Annotated in this window: 17 protein-coding genes; 9 read left to right on the plus strand and 8 right to left on the minus strand. The window is 59.4% G+C overall.

Going from position 1 to position 21,796, the window contains the following annotated elements; genetic code table 11:
* Positions 1 to 3: 3 nt before the first annotated feature.
* A complete protein-coding gene (locus VL130_RS03460; protein ID WP_325361241.1) occupies positions 4 to 6,399 on the minus strand; it encodes a YDG domain-containing protein in 6,396 nt (2,131 codons plus the stop codon).
* 197 nt (positions 6,400 to 6,596) lie between these two features.
* Positions 6,597 to 9,089 (minus strand): beta-galactosidase GalA, encoded by a 2,493-nt coding sequence (galA, locus tag VL130_RS03465; RefSeq protein WP_325361243.1) that lies wholly within the window; start codon positions 9,087 to 9,089, stop codon positions 6,597 to 6,599.
* A gap of 197 nt (positions 9,090 to 9,286) precedes the next feature.
* Here galA and VL130_RS03470 point away from each other — a divergent pair, with 197 nt between their 5' ends.
* From VL130_RS03470 to VL130_RS03480, 3 genes are all read left to right on the plus strand, one after another.
* The gene (locus tag VL130_RS03470) at positions 9,287 to 9,964 is read left to right on the plus strand and encodes a LolA family protein (RefSeq protein WP_325361245.1); all 678 of its coding nucleotides are present in this window, start codon (positions 9,287 to 9,289) and stop codon (positions 9,962 to 9,964) included.
* A 201-nt stretch (positions 9,965 to 10,165) separates the two neighbouring features.
* Complete coding sequence (gene xth / locus VL130_RS03475; protein ID WP_325361247.1) at positions 10,166 to 10,966, plus strand: exodeoxyribonuclease III; 801 nt, start codon at positions 10,166 to 10,168, stop codon at positions 10,964 to 10,966.
* A 1-nt stretch (position 10,967) separates the two neighbouring features.
* Positions 10,968 to 11,387, plus strand: coding sequence for a hypothetical protein (locus tag VL130_RS03480; RefSeq protein ID WP_325361249.1), 420 nt, complete (start codon positions 10,968 to 10,970; stop codon positions 11,385 to 11,387).
* 125 nt (positions 11,388 to 11,512) lie between these two features.
* Here VL130_RS03480 and VL130_RS03485 read toward each other — a convergent pair whose 3' ends face one another.
* The 4 genes from VL130_RS03485 to VL130_RS03495 form a co-directional block, all read right to left on the minus strand.
* Positions 11,513 to 12,043, minus strand: a complete 531-nt coding sequence (locus tag VL130_RS03485) for a lipocalin family protein (RefSeq protein WP_325361251.1) — start codon at positions 12,041 to 12,043, stop codon at positions 11,513 to 11,515.
* A gap of 123 nt (positions 12,044 to 12,166) precedes the next feature.
* Positions 12,167 to 12,430, minus strand: coding sequence for a ribonuclease E inhibitor RraB (locus VL130_RS19490; RefSeq protein WP_414636209.1), 264 nt, complete (start codon positions 12,428 to 12,430; stop codon positions 12,167 to 12,169).
* Positions 12,360 to 12,611 (minus strand): hypothetical protein, encoded by a 252-nt coding sequence (locus VL130_RS03490; RefSeq protein WP_325361253.1) that lies wholly within the window; start codon positions 12,609 to 12,611, stop codon positions 12,360 to 12,362. Before VL130_RS03490 ends, VL130_RS19490 begins: the two co-directional genes overlap by 71 nt.
* A gap of 42 nt (positions 12,612 to 12,653) precedes the next feature.
* Positions 12,654 to 13,340 (minus strand): response regulator transcription factor, encoded by a 687-nt coding sequence (locus tag VL130_RS03495; protein WP_325361255.1) that lies wholly within the window; start codon positions 13,338 to 13,340, stop codon positions 12,654 to 12,656.
* A gap of 54 nt (positions 13,341 to 13,394) precedes the next feature.
* Here VL130_RS03495 and VL130_RS03500 point away from each other — a divergent pair, with 54 nt between their 5' ends.
* Complete coding sequence (locus VL130_RS03500) at positions 13,395 to 13,904, plus strand: L,D-transpeptidase family protein (protein WP_325361257.1); 510 nt, start codon at positions 13,395 to 13,397, stop codon at positions 13,902 to 13,904.
* A gap of 130 nt (positions 13,905 to 14,034) precedes the next feature.
* Here the strand turns inward: VL130_RS03500 and VL130_RS03505 are convergent, their stop codons facing one another.
* Positions 14,035 to 14,838, minus strand: coding sequence for an undecaprenyl-diphosphate phosphatase (locus tag VL130_RS03505; protein WP_325361259.1), 804 nt, complete (start codon positions 14,836 to 14,838; stop codon positions 14,035 to 14,037).
* Positions 14,839 to 14,900: 62 nt separating this feature from the next.
* On the minus strand, positions 14,901 to 16,118 hold the full coding sequence (locus VL130_RS03510; protein WP_325361261.1) for a citrate/2-methylcitrate synthase: 1,218 nt from the start codon (positions 16,116 to 16,118) through the stop codon (positions 14,901 to 14,903).
* A 237-nt stretch (positions 16,119 to 16,355) separates the two neighbouring features.
* On the opposite strand from VL130_RS03510, the gene VL130_RS03515 reads away from it, so the two are divergent.
* The 5 genes from VL130_RS03515 to pgi are packed head-to-tail and all read left to right on the plus strand — an operon-like array spanning position 16,356 to position 21,765.
* Positions 16,356 to 17,315 (plus strand): cation diffusion facilitator family transporter, encoded by a 960-nt coding sequence (locus tag VL130_RS03515; protein WP_325361263.1) that lies wholly within the window; start codon positions 16,356 to 16,358, stop codon positions 17,313 to 17,315.
* Positions 17,316 to 17,359: 44 nt separating this feature from the next.
* A complete protein-coding gene (locus VL130_RS03520; RefSeq protein WP_325361265.1) occupies positions 17,360 to 18,061 on the plus strand; it encodes a glutathione S-transferase family protein in 702 nt (233 codons plus the stop codon).
* Positions 18,062 to 18,065: 4 nt separating this feature from the next.
* Positions 18,066 to 19,184: a tRNA epoxyqueuosine(34) reductase QueG gene (gene queG / locus VL130_RS03525; protein WP_325361268.1), complete on the plus strand. Its 1,119-nt coding sequence runs from the start codon at positions 18,066 to 18,068 to the stop codon at positions 19,182 to 19,184.
* Entirely contained in the window at positions 19,181 to 20,164 is a 984-nt protein-coding gene (locus VL130_RS03530) for a glycosyltransferase family 2 protein (protein WP_325361270.1), read from the plus strand. Before queG ends, VL130_RS03530 begins: the two co-directional genes overlap by 4 nt.
* Complete coding sequence (gene pgi / locus VL130_RS03535) at positions 20,161 to 21,765, plus strand: glucose-6-phosphate isomerase (protein ID WP_325361273.1); 1,605 nt, start codon at positions 20,161 to 20,163, stop codon at positions 21,763 to 21,765. Before VL130_RS03530 ends, pgi begins: the two co-directional genes overlap by 4 nt.
* The last annotated feature ends 31 nt before the right edge of the window (positions 21,766 to 21,796 follow it).

A 21,796-nucleotide genomic window follows, 5' to 3' on the forward strand; every position in this document is an offset into this window, starting at 1 on the left:
GATTTAATAGCTCAGGAAGCTGACATAGCTGGAAAAGGACTGGTTGCCCGGATAGGGCTGGTTGGCGCAGGCGCCGCCGTCGGTACAGGTGGTGGACGACGAAGGGCTGTCGCCGGTGCCGGGTCCGGTCGCCGCCGGAGCGCTGCCACCGGCATTGCCGCCGGATGAACCGCTGTCCGGCCCGCTATTGTCCGAAAACGCGGAGAAGGGTGGTGGCGGCGCAAAGCTGTTCTGGACCGGATTGACGACAGGCTGATTTTGCATACCCGCGGGCGTGATCGTGAACTTCGCACCGATGAAGGTGACAGTGTAATTGTCAGAGGCCGCCAGCGAACCCTGGGTGATGGCATAGGTGCCGGGGTTTTCACCCGTGGCGCGCGACAGGCCGCCGCTAACCGAATCGTTGCCGGCCAAACTGCCCAAGGTCATCTGCCAGGTCAGCAGCGGATCGTTGACGCCGCTGATCTTGCCGATGTCGTCGGCGGTGATCGTAACCGAGCGTTTGTCGATGACACCGACAGCGCCGAAAGCCGAGGTGTTGACGGTGTAATTGCCGGCGTCTTCACCCGACAGGGCCAGACCGGAGACGCTGACTGTCTTGCCCGTGCCGGCATTTTGGTCGGCATAGCTGCCCGAAGCGGGATCATTGAGCGTAACGCTGTCGCCGCCGAACACACCGGTCAGCGTGTAGTTGGCGTTGGTCAGGCTGGCGTCCGTCGTGGCGTCATAGGTCTTTTCGACCATGCCGGTCAGATCCGCAACCAGCGTGGCTTTATTGATAGTTCCCGAAGCGGTCTGGGTCGTGATGGTGTAGTTGCTGCCGCCGTTGCCGTCATTGACGACATAGCCGCCATTGACGCCGAGCGTGCGCGAACCGGCGTTCTTGCTGTCATAGGATTGCGATAGGCCGGTGACCGTATCCGAACCCTGCAAGCCGTATACGCCCACTGTGCCCGATGAGGTGGTGGTGGCGTCATAGGTCCTGGTTCCGGTCACCGCCGCCAGGGACAGGGTCGCCTTATCGATGGTGCCGATCGCCCCGGAGGCCGAAGTGTTGACCGTATAATTGTCCGCATCGCCGCCGGACAAGACAAGGCCCGACACCGAAACCGTCTTGCCCGTCCCGGCATTCTTATCCGCATAGCGGCCCGAAGCGGGATCGTTCAGCGCCACATCATCGGAACCGAACACACCGGTCAGCGTGTAGTTGACCTTGGTCAGGCTGGCGTCCGTCGTGGCGTCATAGGTCTTTTCGACCATGCCGGTCAGACCCGCGACAAGCGTTGCCTTATCGATGGTGCCGACCGCCGCCGATGCGGTTGAACTATCCAGCGTGTAATTGTTCGGGTTACTCGACAGGCTGATATCCGCGGTGACGGTCTTGTCTGTGCCCGCATTCTTCGTGTCATAGCTGGCGTTGTCGATGCTGAACGTCACGCTGTCATTGTCCGACAGAAGTGTGCCGCTGACCGTCAGGCCCGTCGTGTCCGCGTCCGTCGTCGCGTTATAGGTTCTGGTGGCATCGCCGGAGAGTATCGGCGTCAGGCTGGCCGCATAGGCGTAGACGAAATGGTCGCCCGTCGGTACGGCGCTGGCGAAAGTACCCGTGCCGAAGTCATAGGCGTCGTTGTAGTAATTGGTCGCCGTCAGGCCGCCGAAGCTGTTGACCGGCATTGTCCCGGTCGGATCGTAGGCGTCTTGCGTATAAACAGTGAAGCCGCCGCCGGCATTGAGCGCCGTGGCGCCGGCCGTATTGGTGAAGCTTCCGTTGGCGGCCAGCCTAATCGCGCCCATGGTGGCGATCCGGCCACCGACCGTGATGTCGCCAGCGGTCGCCGTGCCGGCCAGCGAGGTCAGGGCGCTTGTGCCGCCCACCGCGCCGGCGAAATCGAGACTTGTGCCGCTGAGCGTCAGGTTGTGCGCGCCATTGATTGTGGAATGGAAAGCCAGCGCATTGTCCGATGTCAGGGTAACATCCCTTCCCAGGGTGACAGCGCTGTTGAAGGTGGCAGCGCCGCCGGTCGTCAGATTGGCGGACAGGATAATCCCGCCGGCCGCCGTGGCGTTCAGGCCGCCGCCGGTCGTCAGTGCCCGGTCGAAATTAAAGGCGCCGTTGGCGGTGATTTTGTAATCGGGATGGGTGAGGCTGGCCAGGGCGCTGGTCAGGGCCGAGTTGCCGAAGGTGGCGGTCAGCCGGCTTTGCAGGTTGCTGTAGCTGGTCGCACCGGTGGTCAGGTCGATCAGGTCGGATGTGATATTGAAATTGACGACATTGCCGCCCGACAGGCTGGGCGCATTGGTATAGCTCAGACCGGAGACGCCCGATGCGCCGTTCAGGGTCAGAGTCGCGCCGAGTTCGGTAGAGGCTGTGGCCGTTCCCGGCGCTGTCACGAAATAATAATAGCCATTGGCGCCGCTGGATGCGCTGCCCAGTTGCGCGCCGCCGGTATAGAACGCCAGTTGCGCCGCGCTGGCCGCCCCGCCGCTGTTATTCTGCGCCGTACCGGTAATCGCCTGGAGGCCGCCAGGATAAAAGGTTTTCAGATAGGGGTAGAGGCCCGTCCCCGTCGCCCAGGCCGATGATGAAAAGCCGGAAGGCAGGCCGCCTTGCAATTGCGCGGTGGTCAGCGTCGTTCCCAAACCGTTGACCGCACCGGTGGTCCCGGAATCGTAATAGCTGTTAGTGATCGTACCGCCATTATCACTTCCCGACAGGCCGCCCATGGCGCCAGTGCCAGTAAGCGCACCGGTGGCGAAGCTGTTTATGATTGTGCCGCCATTGTTGATGCCGGCAAGTCCGCCACCCTGTGTGCGGGCATAAACCGAACCCGTCGCATAACTGTTGCTGATGATGCCGCTACCATTGTAATTGGCAGCGACCAGGCCACCCGCGGTCCAGCCGCCTATGACCGCACCAGTCGCAAAGCTGTTGCTGATGACGCCGGAGTTCGTTTCAACCAATCCACCTGCGCTGCTGCCGCCCATAACGGTGGCGGAACTGAAGGCGTTCTTGATCACACCGCTGTAATTGAACCCGACCAGTGAACCGGTTTCATCGGCCTGAATTAAACCGCCAACCAGTCCAATGTCTCGGATCGTCCCGAAATTAAAGCCAAACAATCCCGTGTAACCGTAATAAGCGGTGATCTTCAGATCGGTGATTGTATTGCCCAGACCGGTGAAGATACCGGTGTGATTGCTGGACGTACCGAAATTGGCGACGACGGACGCAGTATAGCTGCTGGCGGTTGCATCCAGAGACTTCGCCAGCGCGAACTTGCCCGTCGAACCTTCCAGACTGGAAAAATCGCTCAGGCTATACAGCAGGGTATAGGCCTCGCCATTGATATTGAGGCTGGCGCCCGAACCGGTGAAGCTCAGGGAATCGCCGAGCGCGAAATAATAGTCGCCAGATCCGCCGTCGGCACTTTTCAGAGTCACGGCATTGCTGCCTGAAGCGGTCAGGTTGGCGTTTACGTACAGGTTATCATGTGAATCCAGCGTCAGGGCCTTGCTGCCGCCGACCGTGACCGCGCTGTTTACGGTCAGGTCGCCACCGGTCTTGATCGATACCGCACCGCCGCCGGTCAGGGCAGAACCGAGCGTGAAAGCGCCGCTGGCGGTGATCCTATAATCGGGATTGGTGATGGAGGTCAGGGCGCTGCTTAAGGTCGAGTTGCCGAAGGTCGTGCCCAGCAGGCTTTGCAGGCTGCTGTAGCTGGTCGCGCCGCTGGTCAGATCGATCAGGCCGGACTTGATGTTGAAGTCGGTAACATCGCTGCCGGTCAGGGTCGGGCTGTTGGTATAACTGAGACCGGATACGCTCGATGCGCCGCTCAGGGTCAGTGTGCCGCCCAGGGCGGTCGATGACGTGGCCGTGCCAGGAGCGACAATGATGTAGTAGTATCCATTCGCGCCGGTCGAGGCGGAAACACCGAGCGAAGCGCCGCCCGACCAGATGCCGACCGTGGCGGCATTGGCGAATGTGCCATCGGCGTTATAGGCATAACCGCTGATTTTCTGGTCCGCCGTGACCATGCCGAAGCTTTTCAGATAGGGATAGAGGCCGGAAGTGGTGCTCCACGCTGAACCGAAGCCCGAGGGAAGCGTACCATTTTGGAATTGCGCGGTGGTCAGACCCGTGGCGCCGGCGAGGGTGCCGCCTTGAACACCGACCGTCATGCCTGTCGTATCGGTATCGAAGTAAGTATTGGTCAAGGTGCCACTGGAATTGTAGCCGGTAATTCCGCCGGCGTTGCCCCCGGTCGCAGTGACCGCGCCGGTGGCGTAAGCATTGGTAATCGTGGCATACTCGTTGAACCCCACCAGTCCGCCAGTGAAGCCCGTACCGCCGGTGACGGCGCCCGTCGCATAAGCATCGGTAATCGAGCCACCCGCATTGCCGCCGACCAATCCGCCCGTAGAAGACCCATTTGTATTGATTACGCTGGCGGTCGAGTAGGCATTGTTGATCGTGCCGTAACTGATCCCCACAAGACCGCCTACATTGCCACCCTGATTTTCCGAAATGGTCCCCGTTGTGTAGGCATTTTTAACGACACCGGCAGTGTAAACCAGGCCGGCCAGAATGCCTGCCTTGCCCATGCCCATGCCCATATTGCCAGATGTCACAGTGGCATTGGTCACACCAATGTCGCGCAAGGTGCCAGTGACGTAGCCGAACAGGCCGACGTTAGACATGCCATACGCATCGTTGAGGCTAAGGTTATCGATCGCATGGCCCAGTCCGTCGAATGCGCCATAGAAATAGTTGACGACCGAAGCGTTGTAGATGGTGCCGGAGGCGTCAAGCGAGGTCGCCAGTGCGTAATTGCCCGAAGCGCTACTCAGAGCGGCAAAATCGCCCATTGTGTAGAGCAGGGTATAGGGACTGCCGTTGATCGTCAGGCTGCCACCGGCGCCCGTATAGTTCAGACCATTGCCTATAGTGAAATTGTAGTCGCCGCCCGTGCCGCCGTCATTGGTGGTAAGGACCACTCCGCCCGCGCCGGCAACGGTGACATTTCCATTAACGGTAATGCCATGATAGGCGTCGAGCGTCAGGGTATTGCCGCTCGCCCAGGTGATGTCGGAATTTATGATGATATCGCCGTCACCGGAACTGGCCGTGCCTATGGCGCTTGTGCCGGATGCTGTCGTTTGCAACGTCACGTTTGTGCTCGCCAGATTGGTGCTGATGGTCGTGGCCGCGCCGGCATCGATTGTCAGGTTATAGGGATCGATCAGCCAGTTGCCGCCCTTGCCCGCCGCTGCCGAAGTATCGATGCGGGCGCCATTGAAATCGACCGCCGCTCCGGATGTTTCGACAAAGCCGCCATTACCGCCCAGGCTGCCGGCCCGCGCCAAAGCCTTGCCGGCGAAGGTCAGGTCGCCCGAAGCCATGTCGGCGATCACCTTGACCGTGCCGCCATTGCCGTTGGCTGCCGCGCTCGATGCGTCGAGCGTGGTATCTGCTGCGACAGTGATGGTCTGGCCAGTCACCGAGATCGTGCCGCCGTCACCGTTCGCCGCACTGGCCGCGACTGTGCCGCCCGACATAGTAACCGAACCGTTCGTGCCGGCTATCAGCCAGACCTTGCCGTCCTTTTCCGACACACCGGTAGCGCGGATCACGCCCGATGTATTGCCGGCCAGGGCATAGATATTACCGCCCTCGGCGCGCAATTCGGCCGAAGCCGCTGCAATCGCGCCGTCATTGGTCACCGTCGTATCCGCCCCGCCGGTGACGATCAGGAACCGGCCGTCATTGACGCTTGAGTCGCGCAGGATGATCTTATGGCCTGCCAGCAGGCCCGCCGTGCCGTTCGCCGCATCGATCGCGCCGCTGTTTTGCACATTTACGGCCATCAGCGCCACGTCGCCGCCCAGGGCGCCGATCTTGCCGAGATTGACCACCGAGGCCAGTGACGGCCCTGAGAAGGTCAGGTCACCGCCGCTGAGGAAATTGTCGTTGGTTATATCCAGCGCTGAGGCGACGAACCCCCCGCCGACATTGACCACGCCTGTCTTGCCGATGATGACCCCATTGGGGTTGATCAGATAGACCGAGCCGGTGGCGTTCAGCAGGCCGTCAATGCTGGACAGGTTGCCGCCGGTGACCCGGTTCAGCGTCGTGCCCGTGCCGTTGTTGAAAGTGACCTTGCCGCCCTGGCCGATGGAAAAATCCGTCCAGTTGATGATCGCCTTGTCCGAAGACTGGCTGACCATCGTCTGGCTGCCCGATCCGTTAATGGTTGCTGCGCCCGCGATCACCTGTCCGCCCGAAGGCAGGACTGTTTGAGCCAGAGCCTGACTGGATAATAATATGCCGCTCATCAGCAGGGTCGTTGTCAGGAGCGCGGCGCGGGTACGGGCAGGGGCGCAAAAGCGGGCTTGCATGGAGATTTCCTGAAACATGGCCGCGCCCAGGCATTGGGCGAATGGCGAGGCTGGATAGCCGCTTTTCACCGTTGCAAAAAACAACTGTAGCGACATTCCTGACGTAACGGATCAGGCTTAATAAGGCATAAATAATCCAGGCCGCCGCCATTAAATTGCTGTGGGCTGACAGCGGCATTTGACGGTAAATTTAACCGCTATACACCACCTGCGTCAAAACCCGCTCCAACAGGGATTTTCAGAACCACCTTGCCGGAGATCAGGCCTTCGGAACGGGCGGTTATGGTCACGGCCCCGTCGCGCTTTCTTTGCACAATCGCCTGAGCCAGACCGTTGAAGGCCTTGCGATAGAGCGCCTTGTCCGGTTCGTGACTGGTCGGGTTGCCATTGCCAACGCCGATCACCTCCGCCGGGCCTTCGACATCGAAGAAGATCAGGTTGTCGGCCTTGGGCGCCGCCACGCCATTCCTGTCGAAGATTTCGGCGCGCAGCACGGCGATATCGTCGATCCGGTCGGCCGTCAACACCACTCGCGCCGCCGCACCGGCGGTCACACGTTCGGCCTTCATGGCCACCTTGCCCCCGCGATAGCCATAGGCAGTGATCTTGCCGGGCGCAAAAGGCACCGTCCATTCGAGATGAAGGTCCTTGACTACATCCTTGCGGCCGACCGACTTGCCATTGACGAACAGCTCGACCGCCTCACAATTGGAATGGACCCAGACGGGGACGTCCTTGCCCGGCTCCCAGTTCCAGTGCGGGAAGAGGTGCAGCACCGGCTTATCGGACCACCACGCCTGATAGTACCAGAAATTATCCTTCGGGAAGCCGCACAGGTCCATGATGCCGAAATGCGAGGTGACGGACGGCCACCAGTTGAATGGCGTCGGCTCGCCGCGATAATCGAAACCGGTCCAGACAAAGCCGCCGAGCAGGTTGGGCGTCTGGTTATAGAGCGGCCACCAGTTTTCCGCCGTATGTCCCCATTTCGGCGCGGTGACATCATAGGCCGGGACATAGAGCTTGGTTTCCGAACGTTCGTATTCGCCGCGCGTGCAAAGCGTCGAGGCTGTTTCCGTCCCGACCACCGGCAGGCTCGGATATTTTTCGCGCACCGGCCCCAGTCGCGTGACGTAATAGTTGACGCCGAGCACATCGAGCGACTCGGTAATGCCAAAACCCTGGCCATTGTTCATGGCCGCCGTGATGGGTCTTGTCGGGTCGAGGCGCTTGACCAGCCGCACCATGTCGCGGGCGATCTTCGCGCCGCGCGGCGTGCCCTGCTGTGGTTCCTCATTGCCGATCGACCACAGGATGATGGACGGGTGATTGCGCCCGCGCCGGATCAGGGTTTCCAGTTCATCCATGCCTTCCGGCGCTGAGGTCATCAGGCGGTTTTCATCGATGACCATGATCCCCAGCCGATCGCAGGCCTCCAGCACTTCGGGCGTCGCCGGATTATGCGACGAGCGATAGGCGTTCGACCCCATCTCTTTCAGTTGCTGCAAACGCCAGACCTGCAAACCGTCCGGAATGGCCGAGCCGACGCCGGCATGATCCTGGTGATTGTTGGTGCCCTTGATCTTCATGGCCTCGCCATTAAGGAAAAAGCCATCGACCTTGAACACCACTTCGCGCACACCGAAGGTGCTGGCAAACATATCGATGGCTGCGCCATTCTCGATGATTTCGGTGCGGACGCTGTAAAGATGCGGGTCTTTCAGCCCCCACAGACGCGGCGAGGCCAGTCTGGTCGTCTGGTTCGTTGTCGTCTCACCTTGCACCGCCAGATCAACCGGCGTTTCCAGCCGGACCACGGCCTTGCCATCGGCATCGCTGATCGTGGAGGCCAGCGTCACCGTCTTGGCTGTATCGGTGGCGTTGACGATGCGCGTCTCGATATCGACCACGCCGGAAATATCCGATTTGATCCAGGTGCCCCACTGCGGCACATAGGTCCGCGCCGTCTTGACCAGCCAGACATGGCGATAGATGCCGGCGCCTTCATAAAACCAGCCCTCGCCATAGGAGGCATCGACCCGCACCAGCAGGATATTCGGCTTGTCGTCGGTATTGATGAAGTTGCTGATATCGACCTCGAACGGCGTATAGCCGCTCTCATGCCGGTTCAGGATGTAACCATTGAGGATAACGAGTGAGTCTCGGAAAACGCCGTCGAATTCCAGAGTCAGGCGCTTATTCTCATCGCCCTTTTCCAGCTTGAGCACCTTGCGGTACCAGCCGACACTGGTTTCGGGGAACTTGCGACCGACCGGCTTGTAGCCATGGGCGGCGGCCTCGTCCTCTTCATACTCACGGCGCTTGTCCGGCGCTGGCAGGCTGTAGGTGTCGTTATTGACGAAGGGCAGTTCGACCGCCCAGTCGTGCGGCAGGTTGACGGCTCGCCAGGTACTGTCATCGTAATCCGGTTCGGATGCGGTGACGCCGGAAAGGCCTTGCTTGGCATGGGTATATTGATAGGCGCCGAAGCCGAAATCGCGCGTCACGTCAGACGCATGACCAAAAGCGAAGCGCCAGTCATCATCAAAGCGAATGCGCTTTCGGGGCGTCAGGTCGGCTGACACGGGCAGAACGCCGGCCAGGGTCGGTTGCGCCGTCACCTCAGCACTCAGGCCGACACCCAGAACAGCCGCGCCCTGCAGCAGGTGACGACGATGCACTTCGACCATGATTCAAGCCCTCCATAAAACAGCCGCTATTAAAGACGGTTTTTTCCGCGCCGCACAAGCATAAAGTATACGATTTTAAGCTAACGCCGCCATTCACGCCGGGTTCAGCGGTCAGCGGTCAATGTCGCAAATATGCCGCCTTGAGATGTTTTCTGAAGGCATTGGATTTTTACGAATTTTGCTTTTATGGGTAGGCCATGACCGATTTTACCAAACGCACGCTTTTACTGGGCTTCGCCGCCGCCCTGATCACCACGCCTGCCGTCACTCCAGTTTGGGCGCAAAGCGGCAAGAACCAGTTCAGCGGCCTGATCACGCCGCCCAGTTTCAATGTGGCCGACAAGGCGCGCATCGCCAGGGCCACCGCCTATCTGCAAGACCTCGACACCGCGCATGGCCGTTTCGAGCAGACCGATTTCAAGGGCCGCAAGAGCGCTGGGAACTGGTATCTCGCCCGTCCCGGCAAGATGCGCTTTGAATACGATGCGCCGACCTCGCTGCTCATCGTTTCCAACGGCAAGACGGTGAGCATGTGGGACCCGCGCCTGCAAACCTTTGATCAGTATCCGTTGTCTGAAACGCCGCTGTCGCTGTTTCTGGCGCGTCAAATCCGCTTCGATCAGGGCGTCATCGTCACCGCCGTCAGTTCCAACGCCCACGGCTTTACGCTGAAAGCGCGCGATCGCCGCAAATCGAGCGAGGGCACGGTCGTTCTGGGCTTCGATCAGACGGCGAACGGCGCGCTTGCCCTGCGCGAATGGACGATTACCGACGCCCAGAACCGCGCGACAAACCTGAAACTAACCAGTTTCACGCGTGATTCGGCGCAAAAGGCTGATTTGTTTGTGTTAAATAAGCCGCAGAAGAAAAAATAACGGCCGAACAACTTTTTCCTTGCAGTTTTTTATCATGAGTGTTATTTTGAACACATGGAGATGGAACGGCGGATTGTCTCCCGGCCTGGTTTTCCAGGTGTGCGTTTTCCCTTTTTTCTCTTCGTGTTATGTGCCAAAATCTTTAAACCGATCCGTCAGCGCGGATCGGTTTTTTTTGGTTATTACACGGTAAAATCCCTTATGCGCCTAAGTCTTGTCTCCTGGAACGTCAATTCCGTTCGCCTGCGCCTGCCCCAGATCGAACAGTTCCTGAAGGCGAATGATATCGACATTCTGTGTATGCAGGAGATCAAGTGCCAGGAACACGAGTTCCCGCGTGAGGCCTTCGAGGCGCTGGGCTACAGCCATATCCACATTGCCGGACAAAAAGGCTGGCACGGCGTGGCGCTGGTGTCGAAAATCCCATTCGAGAGCCTGCCGGCGCCGGCTTTCTGCCGCCGTGGCGATGCCCGCGCGCAAGGTATCCGTATAGACGGTACCGAAATCTGGAATTTCTATATCCCGGCCGGTGGTGATTTCCCCGATCGCGAGGGCAATGACAAGTTCGACCACAAGCTAACCTTCTATGAACGCCTGATCGAGGATCTGGAACGGCGCGGTACGGACAAGCCGCTGCTGATCTGCGGCGATCTTAATATCGCGCCGGGCGAATTCGACGTCTGGAGCCATCGCCAGATGCTGCGCGTGGTCAGTCATACGCCGGTCGAGATCGAGACCTTCGGCAAGCTGATGCAGGCCGGAGACTTTCATGATCCCTTCCGCGTCACCTATCCTGACCCGCAGAAAATCTTCACCTGGTGGAGCTATCGCGCCGCCGATTTCCGCGCGTCAAATCGCGGCCTGCGCCTCGATCATATCCTGCTCAATCCCGGTTTGATGGGGAAGGTGAAGGGTGATATCACCGCCAAAATTCACGATACTGTGCGCGAATGGGAGCGTCCCTCCGATCACGCGCCGATCCAGACCCTATTCGAGTTCTAAAATGCCCGAACTAACCGAAAGCCGTCTGCCGGCTGATATTCTTGCCAAGGCCGATTTTCGCCATGATGAATATGCCTGGCGCATTGCCGATCTGCCGGAAGTGATCGAAGCGGCGCGCGCCATGGGCCTGCGCAATATCGGCGGCCAACTGCAAATCCGCACGCCCGACGCCATCGGTGAATGTGACTGGGTGCAGATCGATGCCTGTCAGTTGATCCCGCCGGTCCTGCCGTGGGAAGCCCAAGTTGAAATGGCCGCCAATGTCGCCGTGCAGGACCTGCAACTGCTTAAAGCCGAATTCAATTTTGCGCGCGAGATAAAAGACGCCTTTCCGGAACCAGTGGCGAAATTCACAGAAGCCGGCGGCCAGCTTGAGGACGCCATCTGGTTTGTCTGGTATGTCGACGCGGAAGAGGCCTAACGGCGCTTGCTTTTGCGGCTGAACACGATCAAGGCAATTGCCCGGATCAGAACCGTAGCCGCGATAATCGCAATGACAACATATTCAATAATCGTTTGCATGGTGCTGGTCTGAATAAAACTGGCCTAAAAGGCCGGAAATTCCAGCTTGTCGACATCATAGCCCAGTGCTTTGGCCTTGGCGACCATGACGGCACGGGCTTCCGAAGAGGGCACGGCGCGGCTGTAGATCCACAGGTTTTTCATCTTCGGATCGGCGCTGATAAACCAGTCGTGTTCCGGCGCCTCATAAAGCACCCAATAATGCCAGGTGATGAAGAAGGGATAATGCGCTGCCAGCCTGGCATTGTCGCCGCCAGCATCCGTCAGCACCCCGCGCGCCTTGATTGTCTTGAGCTTGCCGGTCGGCATATCCTTATGGCAGCCATCTTCGACCGCGATTTCATTCGGTTTGGCGCCGGGGCTATAGGTGGTGTAGCCGGCGACGCAGCCATCGGTCAGCCACATCGGCCGGCGGGCGATTTCCAGCCAGGTGCCGCTGTAATGGCTCATGGGAACGGCCACCGTCTGGGGCGGATTGGCCGCCGATGGCATGGAGACGCAGGCAGATAACAACAGGGCGCTGGAAGCACCGGCAATGGCGAGTTTCAGAAACATGCGAAATCCTTTGGTTGCCGCCCTTAAAAAGATACGTTGGCGAACCGGATTGGATCACACATGCGAAAGCCGGCATTTCGCAACGCCGGCCTTTGCAGAGTTCAATTTCGTCCGAAAGACAGACTATTTAACCAGCGCAGCTTCCCATCCGTCATATTCTCCGCCCTCTGATACGGCCATAGCTTCAAATTTATGGCTTAGGGGCAGTATATTCGTTTCACTGGGAACCAGTGTTTTATTTGCTGCCAGCGTCCATTCGCTATACCCATCAAGTTGATGAATATCGAAATTGAATCCCATTGCTGAGATTGAATCTCTAAGCGCTTCGGCGTGTGCCTGGGTCGGAAAAAATAAGATAGAAAATGACGTCAGTCGGTTTGGTTGTATCCGAGCCTTGGGTCTTCAATTGGGCAATAACCGATCGATCCGCTTCATCGGCATCCGTTGTTGCGCTTCCCAAAGTCACTGACGACTGATTATCAGCCCATGCGGGATTGTTTTGACTCGGCGCGTTTACCCCGCCAGCCAAACCGACGACCGCCATAATTCGCAGAATTAAGCTATCCAATTTGTTCCCCTCAAACAAATGGGGGCAGGGCCTGTGGCCCTGCTAGAATTGCAACCTATAGCCGCCGGCATCCGTCATCAGCAAACGCGCATTGGCCGGATCGGGTTCGATTTTCTGGCGCAGGCGATAGACGTGGGTTTCCAGCGTGTGCGTGGTGACGCCGGCATTATAGCCCCAGACCTCGGTCAATAGCTCTTCACGGGTGATTGGCTTGCCGCCGGCGCGATAGAGATATTTGAGGATATTGGTCTCTTTTTCGGTCAGGCGCGTCTTCTTCTGCGTCTGATCGACCAGCACTTTCAGCGCCGGCTTGAACTCATATGGCCCGATGCGGAAGGTGGCGTCTTCGCTGGTCTCGTGCGAACGCACCTGCGCCCGGATACGTGCCAGCAGGACCGCGAAGCGGAACGGCTTGGTGACGTAATCGTTGGCGCCGGCGTCGAGACCGAGGATCGTATCGGAATCCGAGACCTGCCCGGTGAGCATGATGACCGGCGTGGTCAGCCCGCCCTTGCGCAGCAGGCGGCAGGCTTCGCGGCCATCCATGTCCGGCAGATCGACATCAAGCAGGATCAGGTCGGCATTGACGCTCTTGCCCAGCCTGAGGCCTTCGGTGCCGTTAGCAGCCTGAATAACCTTGAATTCTTCGTGAAGTTCAAGCTGTTCCGCCAGAGCTTCGCGCAGTTCATCATCATCATCGACGATCAGCAGGGTTTTTTGTTGCACCATGATCCTGTATCTTTAAGTCTTGTCGTTATGAGATTAAGCCGCGATGACAAATAAATGATCAATAAGTTTAGTGCCACCGCCGTTGGCCAATTTTACTCTAATGAACATAGTGTGCGTTGCGCTATTGGGAAAGGGGGCGTTCGCCCCGCAGGCGATAAAAGAGAGGGCGACGGCGCGTCTCCACTTGGAATCTGGCCGATTCGTTATGTTTTCTACCGTCCCGACCGGATTTCGCCGCCCGAAACCGCGCTGAGGCTGGTGCCTTTGTCGCCGGATGACGGCTGGTGCGACGATCCGTCGTCCCCGTTTTATAACCAACATGTGAAGCTGCCCTTTGCGCAGGGCCATGAGAAACTTTGGCGGGATGATCATGTCTATGATGTGATCGTGATATTGGGTCATAATGATGACCCGCCGGTGCCCGGCATAGGATCGGCCATTTTTATGCATCTGGCGCGCACGGATTACAGCGGCACCGAGGGCTGCGTGGCGGTGGCTCTACAGGATATGCTGGATTTTCTCGCTGTGGCCAAGCCAGGTGATGCGGTCGAGATCCGGACCTGAATCATATGGGGTTTGGGGGCCGTGACCCCAAGTCTTCTCTCTTTCAAAGAAAAAGCCCTGCCAAATCGGCAGAGCTTTTTCTTTGAATAAGGCAAGGTTTATGGGGCCGCTGGCCCCAAACCCCATTTGTTTAGTGCGCGAAGCCGAACCACCACACCAGCCCGCTGACGCCGACCACAACCCGCCACAGGGCGAAGAAGCCATAGCCGCGCTTTTGCACGAAGCTGATAAACGGTTTGATGACCAGAAGCGCTGACAGGAAAGCCACGATGAACCCGATGGCGATAAGGCTGTACTGATCGGAGGTCAGTAGTTTGCGACTGTCGGCAAACTCGACCGCGAACGCCCCCAGCATGGTCGGAATGGCGAGAAAGAAGGAGAATTCGGCGCCGGCCGTCTTGTCTACCTTGGCCACCATGGCGCCGATCAGGGTCGAACCCGACCGTGACATGCCCGGAATGATGGCCAGGCATTGGAATAGACCAATCAACAGCGAGGTCTTGACATCCAGCTTGGCGGAATCGTGATGCACCGGCTTGGGCGCATACTTATCGACCGCCCACAGGGCCACGCCGCCGACGATCAGGGCGCCGCAAATCAATGGCACATTGTCGAAAAAAGCGCTCAGAAGACCGGACTTCTTGACGATGACGCCGATCACGACCGCCGGGAAAAAGGCGACCAGCACGCTGATGGCGAAGCGGCGCGACTCCGCCGAGGTCGGCAGGGTGATGACGGCCTTCCATAGCCGGGCAAAGTAAAGCACGACAACGGCCAGGATCGCACCCAACTGGATCATGATGGTGAAATTGCCGCCGGGATCGCTGAAACCCATCAGCTTTTCAGAGATCAACAGGTGCGCCGTGGAAGACACGGGAAGGAACTCCGTGAAGCCCTCGATCAGGCCCAGAAGCGCCGCCAACAGATAGTGCATGGATAAGTCCCTCTCAGAATAGTCAAATCCTTAGAGCACTTCCCAGGCCAAGTGAATCGAAATTATGCGTCTTGCGTGTCGGCGGCTTCGGGGTGGACGCCGATATAGCGCAAACGCGCGCGCGGCGAGGCGCCGGTCTGCATCTGCTCGATGGCATGGGCCAGCCAGCCAGCGCTGCGGCCAAGGCCGTAAAGCGTCAGGGGCGCTTCACGCGGCAGGTCGAGGTGACGGCCGATCAGTGCCAGGGCCAGCGACATGCCGGCGCTCTGGCCGGTCAGGTCTTCGCCGACGCGCAGGATCAGCTTCAGATCCTCACCCATGTGCGGCGCGGCTTCGATCAGGTCTTGCGCCCGCAGGGTTTCCGAGGATGACGGTTCCTTCTCGAAGCCCGGTAGTTCCAGGCCCTTTTCGAGCAGGCCCTTGGCCAGGGCCAGCGGATTGCCATGACGGCGCACCTGGGTGACATAGGATTCCGCCCGCGAAATACGGCCGCCCAGCTTCGGGCTGGTCAGCGTGGCGAAGCCGGCGATCAGCGGAATGGCCAGCGGTCCCATAGTCGCGGCGGCGACGCGCACGGCAAGCGTCGCCTCATCAAGGCTGGTATCGGCCGACAGCACCAGGGCGCGGCGCAGCAGGTCGACATCTTTCAGGTCATAGACCTTCCACGCCCGCGCCAGGCGCTGGTGGAAAAACAGACGCGGACCGCCATTGGTGACCGAATCGAACATTTCGTTGAGCAGGCTGGCGGCTTCGGTGCCAAGGTCGCGCCCGGTATTGATTTCGGACAGGGCGTCTTCTTCCAGGCGGCGGCTCAGCATGGACAACACACGAGTGCGTGGCCCGCCGGGAAAATTGACGTCCGGGCGCGGCTTGAGCGGCCCGAAGGGATTGGGGCTGCCACTTCGCCACAGAAGCGCCGCCACGCTTTCGAAATTCTCGGTTTCGGCCAGCGTAACGAGATCGCGGCCGCGAACATAATGGTGGCCGTGAAGGGTAATGGCGACTTCGGTATCGATGGCCGCTTCGCCGCGCGTGATGGTGCCGCCGGCCAGGCTGGCGGCGGCATGGGGCCGGGGCGTGCCGTGATCAGCCCGCGCTATCCGGCCGGGTGCGCGACGCGACAGCCGCTCGATATCATCGAGTGCGTACAGGCTCAGGCGCGGATGCGTCGGGTCGCTCTTGGCGGCGATGCGCTGGCGGCTGACATAGGCATAGAGGGTTTGCGGCTTGACTTCGAGACGCTTGAGCGCCTCGGTACGGCTGATCCAGACTCGTGACATGTCTACCTGCTCAAAAACGAAACAAAAACACTGCAAATATCAAGATTGATTATTGCGAGACTTACACCCTTTGGCACAAAGTCAAAGATGGATTTACGATTTGTTAACATATTTTTTCATCGTAACGCCGCGGGGTGCGCCACTGATAAACCTCCGCTGGCTTCCGGGCCAAATTGAGACCAGAAACGGGCGGTCGTGCGGCTTTGCAGGGGTGAGCCAAGGTGCTAAGGCAATTCAATGACATCTTCCAAGCCTCTCCACGCCAAGGGCCCTGGCCTGCACAATCTGTCGCCGGAAAATCTGGTCCTGCTGGCCACCTCCCTGTCGGTCGTCGTCGCCTGCGTCATGGTGGCAATGAAGGGCGTGACGCTTTATTTCTCTGGTTCGCAGTCGATTCTGGCGTCACTCGCCGATTCCGGGCTTGACCTGCTGGCGTCTCTGATCACTTTCGCCGCCGTGCGCTACGCCAAGGTGCCGCCGGACAAGGAGCATCCGTTCGGCCACGGCAAGGCGGAAGCCTTCAGCGCCCTGTTCCAGGCCGGGCTGGTGTTCGCATCCGGCGCGCTGATCATGCAATCGTGCATCCATAATTTGCAAAATCCCCGGCCGATCACCCAGTCCGGCCTGGCGATCGGTGTGCTGATCCTGTCGCTGGCTCTGACGGTAGGACTGGTCGTCGTGCAGAACATGGCGCTGAAAAGCAGCCAGTCGGTCGCGGTGTCGGCCGACCGGATGCACTATGTCACCGATCTGGTCAGCAATGGCGTGGCCCTGGTCGGCGTGGTGCTGGCCAGTCTTGGTTTCGGTTTCATGGATGCGGTGGCCGGCTTCCTGATGGCGGCGTGGTTTATCTGGGGCGCCGTCAACGTGCTGAAAGAAGCGGCGGATCACCTGATGGACAAGGCGCTGGGCGATGACGAGGTGGCGCGCATCCGTGACTTGATCGTCAGTGACGATCGCGTACTTGGCGTCCACCAGTTGCGCACTCGCCTGACGGGGCCCTATATCCTGATCCAGGCCCATGTCGAAATGGCGCCGACCTTGTCTCTCGACGCCGCACACCAGATCATTATCGCCGCCGAAAAGCGCCTGCTCGACGCCTTTCCCAATGCCGATATCCTGATCCATCCCGATCCCAAGGGGCTGGCGGAGGCGCATGGCGGCGTTTTCAGTGAAGAACATGCCCCGGATGTTTGACTTGGCTTTGACTTGGATAGTCCGGATAAGGCATAGAGAAAGTCATGACCTCCTATTCGCGCCAGCTTCACCATTTCGCCTTCGACCCGCACTCGCGCATGGTTCGTCTGGCGTTGGGCGAAAAGAAACTGTCGTTTGAGGAAACCCTGGTGCGATACTGGGAGCCGGATGACGCGACCTTGCGCCTCAATCCCTCCGGCCTGCTGCCGATCCTGGTGGAGATGCCGGAACAGGACTCCGGTGGGCAGACCCACCGCATCTGCGAGGACCGCGCCATCATGGAGCACCTCGAAGAAGCCTATCCCGAAATCCGCCTGTGGCCGCAGGACGTCAACGAACGCGCCGAGGCCCGCCGTCTCGTTGGCTGGTTCGAGCGCAAGTTCGATTTCGAGGTCAATGCCCTGCTGCTGCACGAAAAGATGGAAAAGCGCCTGATGGGCGGCGGCGTGCCCGATATTCCGGCCATGCGCGCCGGGCGTGAGGCGTTGAAAGACCACCTGCGCTATTTTGAAAGCCTGCTGGCCGTGCGCAACTGGCTGGCCGGGCATTCGATCTCCTATGCCGATTTCGCCTGCGCCGGGCAGTTGTCCATTCTCGATTATCTCGACGAGATCAACTGGTCGCGCTATCCACACCTTAAGACCTGGTACATGGTGATCAAGTCGCGGCCGTGTTTCCGCCCGCTGCTCAATGACAAGCTGCCCGGCATGGCGCCTTCGGCCCACTATAAAGAACTCGATTTTTAACGGGATGGACCTCGCGGACGCCATTCGTATTGAGGCGCAAAACCTGGGTTTCAGCGCCGCGCGCTTCGCCGAATTACCCGATGTGTGGGCGGCTTCGGATCGCCTGAAGACCTTCGTCGAGGCTGGTTTTCACGGCGATATGGCGTGGATGGAAGAAACGCTTGAGCGTCGCCAGCACCCGCAGAATATGTGGAGCGGGGCGCAGTCGGCGCTGGTTCTGGGCTATAATTACGGGCCGGAAAGTGATCCCCTGGCCCTGTTGCATCAGACCGATATCGCCAATATCAGCGTCTATGCCCGCGGTGACGATTATCACGAACTGATCAAGAAGAAGCTTAAAGCTCTGGCGAGCTGGATCGTCAGCGAAACGGGCTGTGAACTAAAGGTGTTTGTCGATACCGCGCCGTTGATGGAAAAGCCGCTGGCGGCGCTGGCCGGCCTCGGCTGGCAGGGCAAGCACACCAATCTGGTATCGCGGGAATTCGGTTCGTGGTTATTCCTCGGCGTTATCCTGCTCGATCGGGTGATCGAGAGCGATGCGCCGGAACGCGATCATTGCGGCTCGTGCCAGGCGTGCCTCGATATCTGCCCGACCAATGCCTTTGAAGGGCCGTATCGGCTGGACGCCCGCAAATGCCTGTCGTATCTCACCATTGAATATCGTGGTGCCTGGCTTGAACCTTTCCGTAAGGCGACGGGCAACCGCATCTATGGCTGCGATGACTGCCTGGCCGCCTGTCCGTGGAACAAGTTCGCGCAGGCGACCCATGAAATCAAATTGCAGGCGCGGGAGGGTTTCGACGGCCTGAAGCTGACGGAACTGGCCAGGCTGGATGATCCGTCTTTTCGGGCGCTGTTTTCCAAGTCGCCGGTCAAGCGGATCGGCCGCGAGTCGTTCCTGCGCAATGTTCACTATGCGCTGGGCAATCATTTCAAAATGTCACGCGATATGGAAACTAAAACGGCACTGTTGCGCAGCCTGAGTGATGAAAGTGCCGTAGTACGGGGTGCGGCCGTCTGGGCCTTGAAGCAGGGATTGAATGCAGATGATTTCGCCAATGTGCTGGCTGAATATGCGCTATCCGAAACGGACGAAGATGTGCAAAAGGAGTGGCAGGCATGACCTTTTCCCTGATCACCCTCAGCTATCATTCCAAGGCGCAGATCGAGCGCTGCCTGTCGGCGCTGGTAGCGCAGGACGCGGAAATCATCCATGCCGATAATGGCGGCGATCTCGACATGGCCGCACTGGCCAAAAAGTTTCCGACCGTTCGCCAGATGGCCAATCCGGTTAATTTCGGCTTTGCCGTCGGCATGAACCGCGCGGTAGCGGAAAGCGCCGGCGCGTGGATCGGCCTGATCAATCCGGATGCTTTCATCGACGCCGGCTGGCTCAATGCCATGAAAGCCGCCATCGCCCGTTATCCCGATGTGAAGCTCTTTACCTCGCTGCAACTGAACGCCGAACAGCCGGACCGCCTTGATGGCGCCGGCGACGCCCTGACGTTTTTTGGCTTCCCCTATCGTGCCGGTATCAGTCATTCCGTGCCGCCGCACATGGAAATCGCTGAGGTCTTCGCGCCCTGCGGCGCCGCCATGCTGATCCGCCGCGACCTGTGGGATGAACTCGGCGGCTTCGATGAGGATTTCTTCTGCTATTGCGAGGATGCCGATCTCGGTTTCCGCGCCCGGCTGCGCGGCGAACGCTGTCTGTTTGTGCCCGACGCGATCGTCAGCCATATCGGCTCGGCCTCGCTGGGGGTGCGCTCCGATTTCGCCCTCTATCACGGCTATCGCAACCGCCTGTGGCTCTATCTGAAAAACATGCCGCTGGCCCTGTTGATTGCCACCTTTGCCATCCATATTGGTCTGACGCTGATAGGCGCGCTCAAGGATACGCTCAGAGGCAAGGGCGCTCTGGTTTTCCGCGCCCTGCGCGACGCCTTTCAGGGCCTAAGACCAATTTTTGAGCATAGAAAACTTATTCAAAAAACCCGACAGATAGGCTCTTTACGGCTGGCCAAAAGCTTGACATGGAACCTCCAGAAAATCCTTACACGCCAAATTGTCCGCCGTTCAATTGATCACAGGAAATTGCCATGACCCTCGACGCCCTGAAAACCCAGGCCTATGCCGATTCCTCAGTCAAGATCGTTGACCAGTTCAAGGTCGATCCGGATCGCCTGTCGCGCATGAGCCTCGATGTCGCCGGCCTCTTCGTCGATGTCTCCAAGCAGAGCTGGTCGCAGGCCGGTTTCAATACCGCCATCGCCGCCATCGAGCACAGCGGCATCGCGGCAGCGCGCGAGAAGATGTGGACCGGACAGACCATCAATGTCTCCGAAGGCCGCGCCGTGCTGCACGTCGCCCTGCGCGATTCCGATGCCGAAAACCTGCGCCTGCGCGGTGCGGAAATCACCGCCGACGTCAAGACCGCCCGCGACGCCATGAGATCTTACGCCGACGGTATCCATTCGGGTGCCATCGCCGGCGCAACTGGCAAGCCCTTCAAGACCATCATCCATATCGGCATTGGCGGTTCGGACCTCGGCCCGCGCCTGGTCTGGCATGGTCTGGCGCCGCTCAATCCGCAGATCGATATCCGCTTCGTCGCCAATGTCGATGGCTCGGAACTGGCCCTGGCCACCGCCGATCTCGATCCGGCCGAGACCCTGGTCATTGCCGTTTCCAAGACCTTCACCACCCAGGAAACCTTGGCTAACTTCCTGGCTGCCCGCGACTGGCTGATCAAGAGCCTGGGCGAAGAGGCCTCGAAGGCGCACCTCGCCGCCGTCTCCGCCGCGCCCGACAAGACCGGCGCCTATGGTATCCCTGCCGACCGCGTGTTCGCTTTCAAGGATTGGGTCGGGGGCCGTTATTCGCTGTGGTCGGCGGTGTCGCTGTCGGTTATCATCGCCGCTGGTTACGATGTCTATGAGCGCCTGCTCAAGGGCGCGCACGAGATGGATCAGCACTTCCTGACCGCGCCACTGGAAAAGAACGCCCCCGTCCTGCTGGCTGCTGCGCAACTCTATAACCGGATCGGTCTCGATCGCCCGGCGCGCGCCGTCATCCCCTATGTTCATCGCCTGCGCCGCCTCGCTGCCTTCCTGCAACAGTTGGAAATGGAATCGAACGGTAAGCGCACCTCACCGACCGGTGAATTGCTCAAGACCAAAACGTCTCCGGTTGTCTTCGGCGACGAAGGCACCAATGCCCAGCACGCCTTTTTCCAGATGCTGCACCAGTCGGAAGACGTGGTGCCGCTGGAGCTGATCGCCGCGCAGACCAACCAGGAAGCCTCGACCGACATGCAGCAAAAGCTGCTGTCGAATGTGATCGCGCAAGGCGAGGCCTTCATGGTCGGCAAGTCGCTGGAAACCTCGGAAGCCGAATGTAAAAAGCTCGGTTTCGATGATGCCAAGACCGCTCAGATTGCCCCGCAAAAAGTCTGCCCCGGCAACAAGCCATCAACCACCGTTCTGCTTAACGAACTGACGCCCGAAACCCTCGGCGCCCTGCTGGCCATGTACGAACACAAGACCTTTGTTGAAGGCATTGTCATGGGTCTGAACAGCTTCGACCAGTGGGGTGTCGAACTTGGCAAGACCCTCGGCGTCAACGTGCTGAAGGACATCACCGGCGCCGAAATCGCGCCGCATGATCCCTCGACCACGGCGCTGATCAAGCGTATTAAAGGGTAAGACCAGGGTGCTTGCACCCTGCACCCATAAG

The organism is Asticcacaulis sp. (genome assembly GCF_035497195.1).
Taxonomy (GTDB): Bacteria; Pseudomonadota; Alphaproteobacteria; order Caulobacterales; family Caulobacteraceae; genus Asticcacaulis.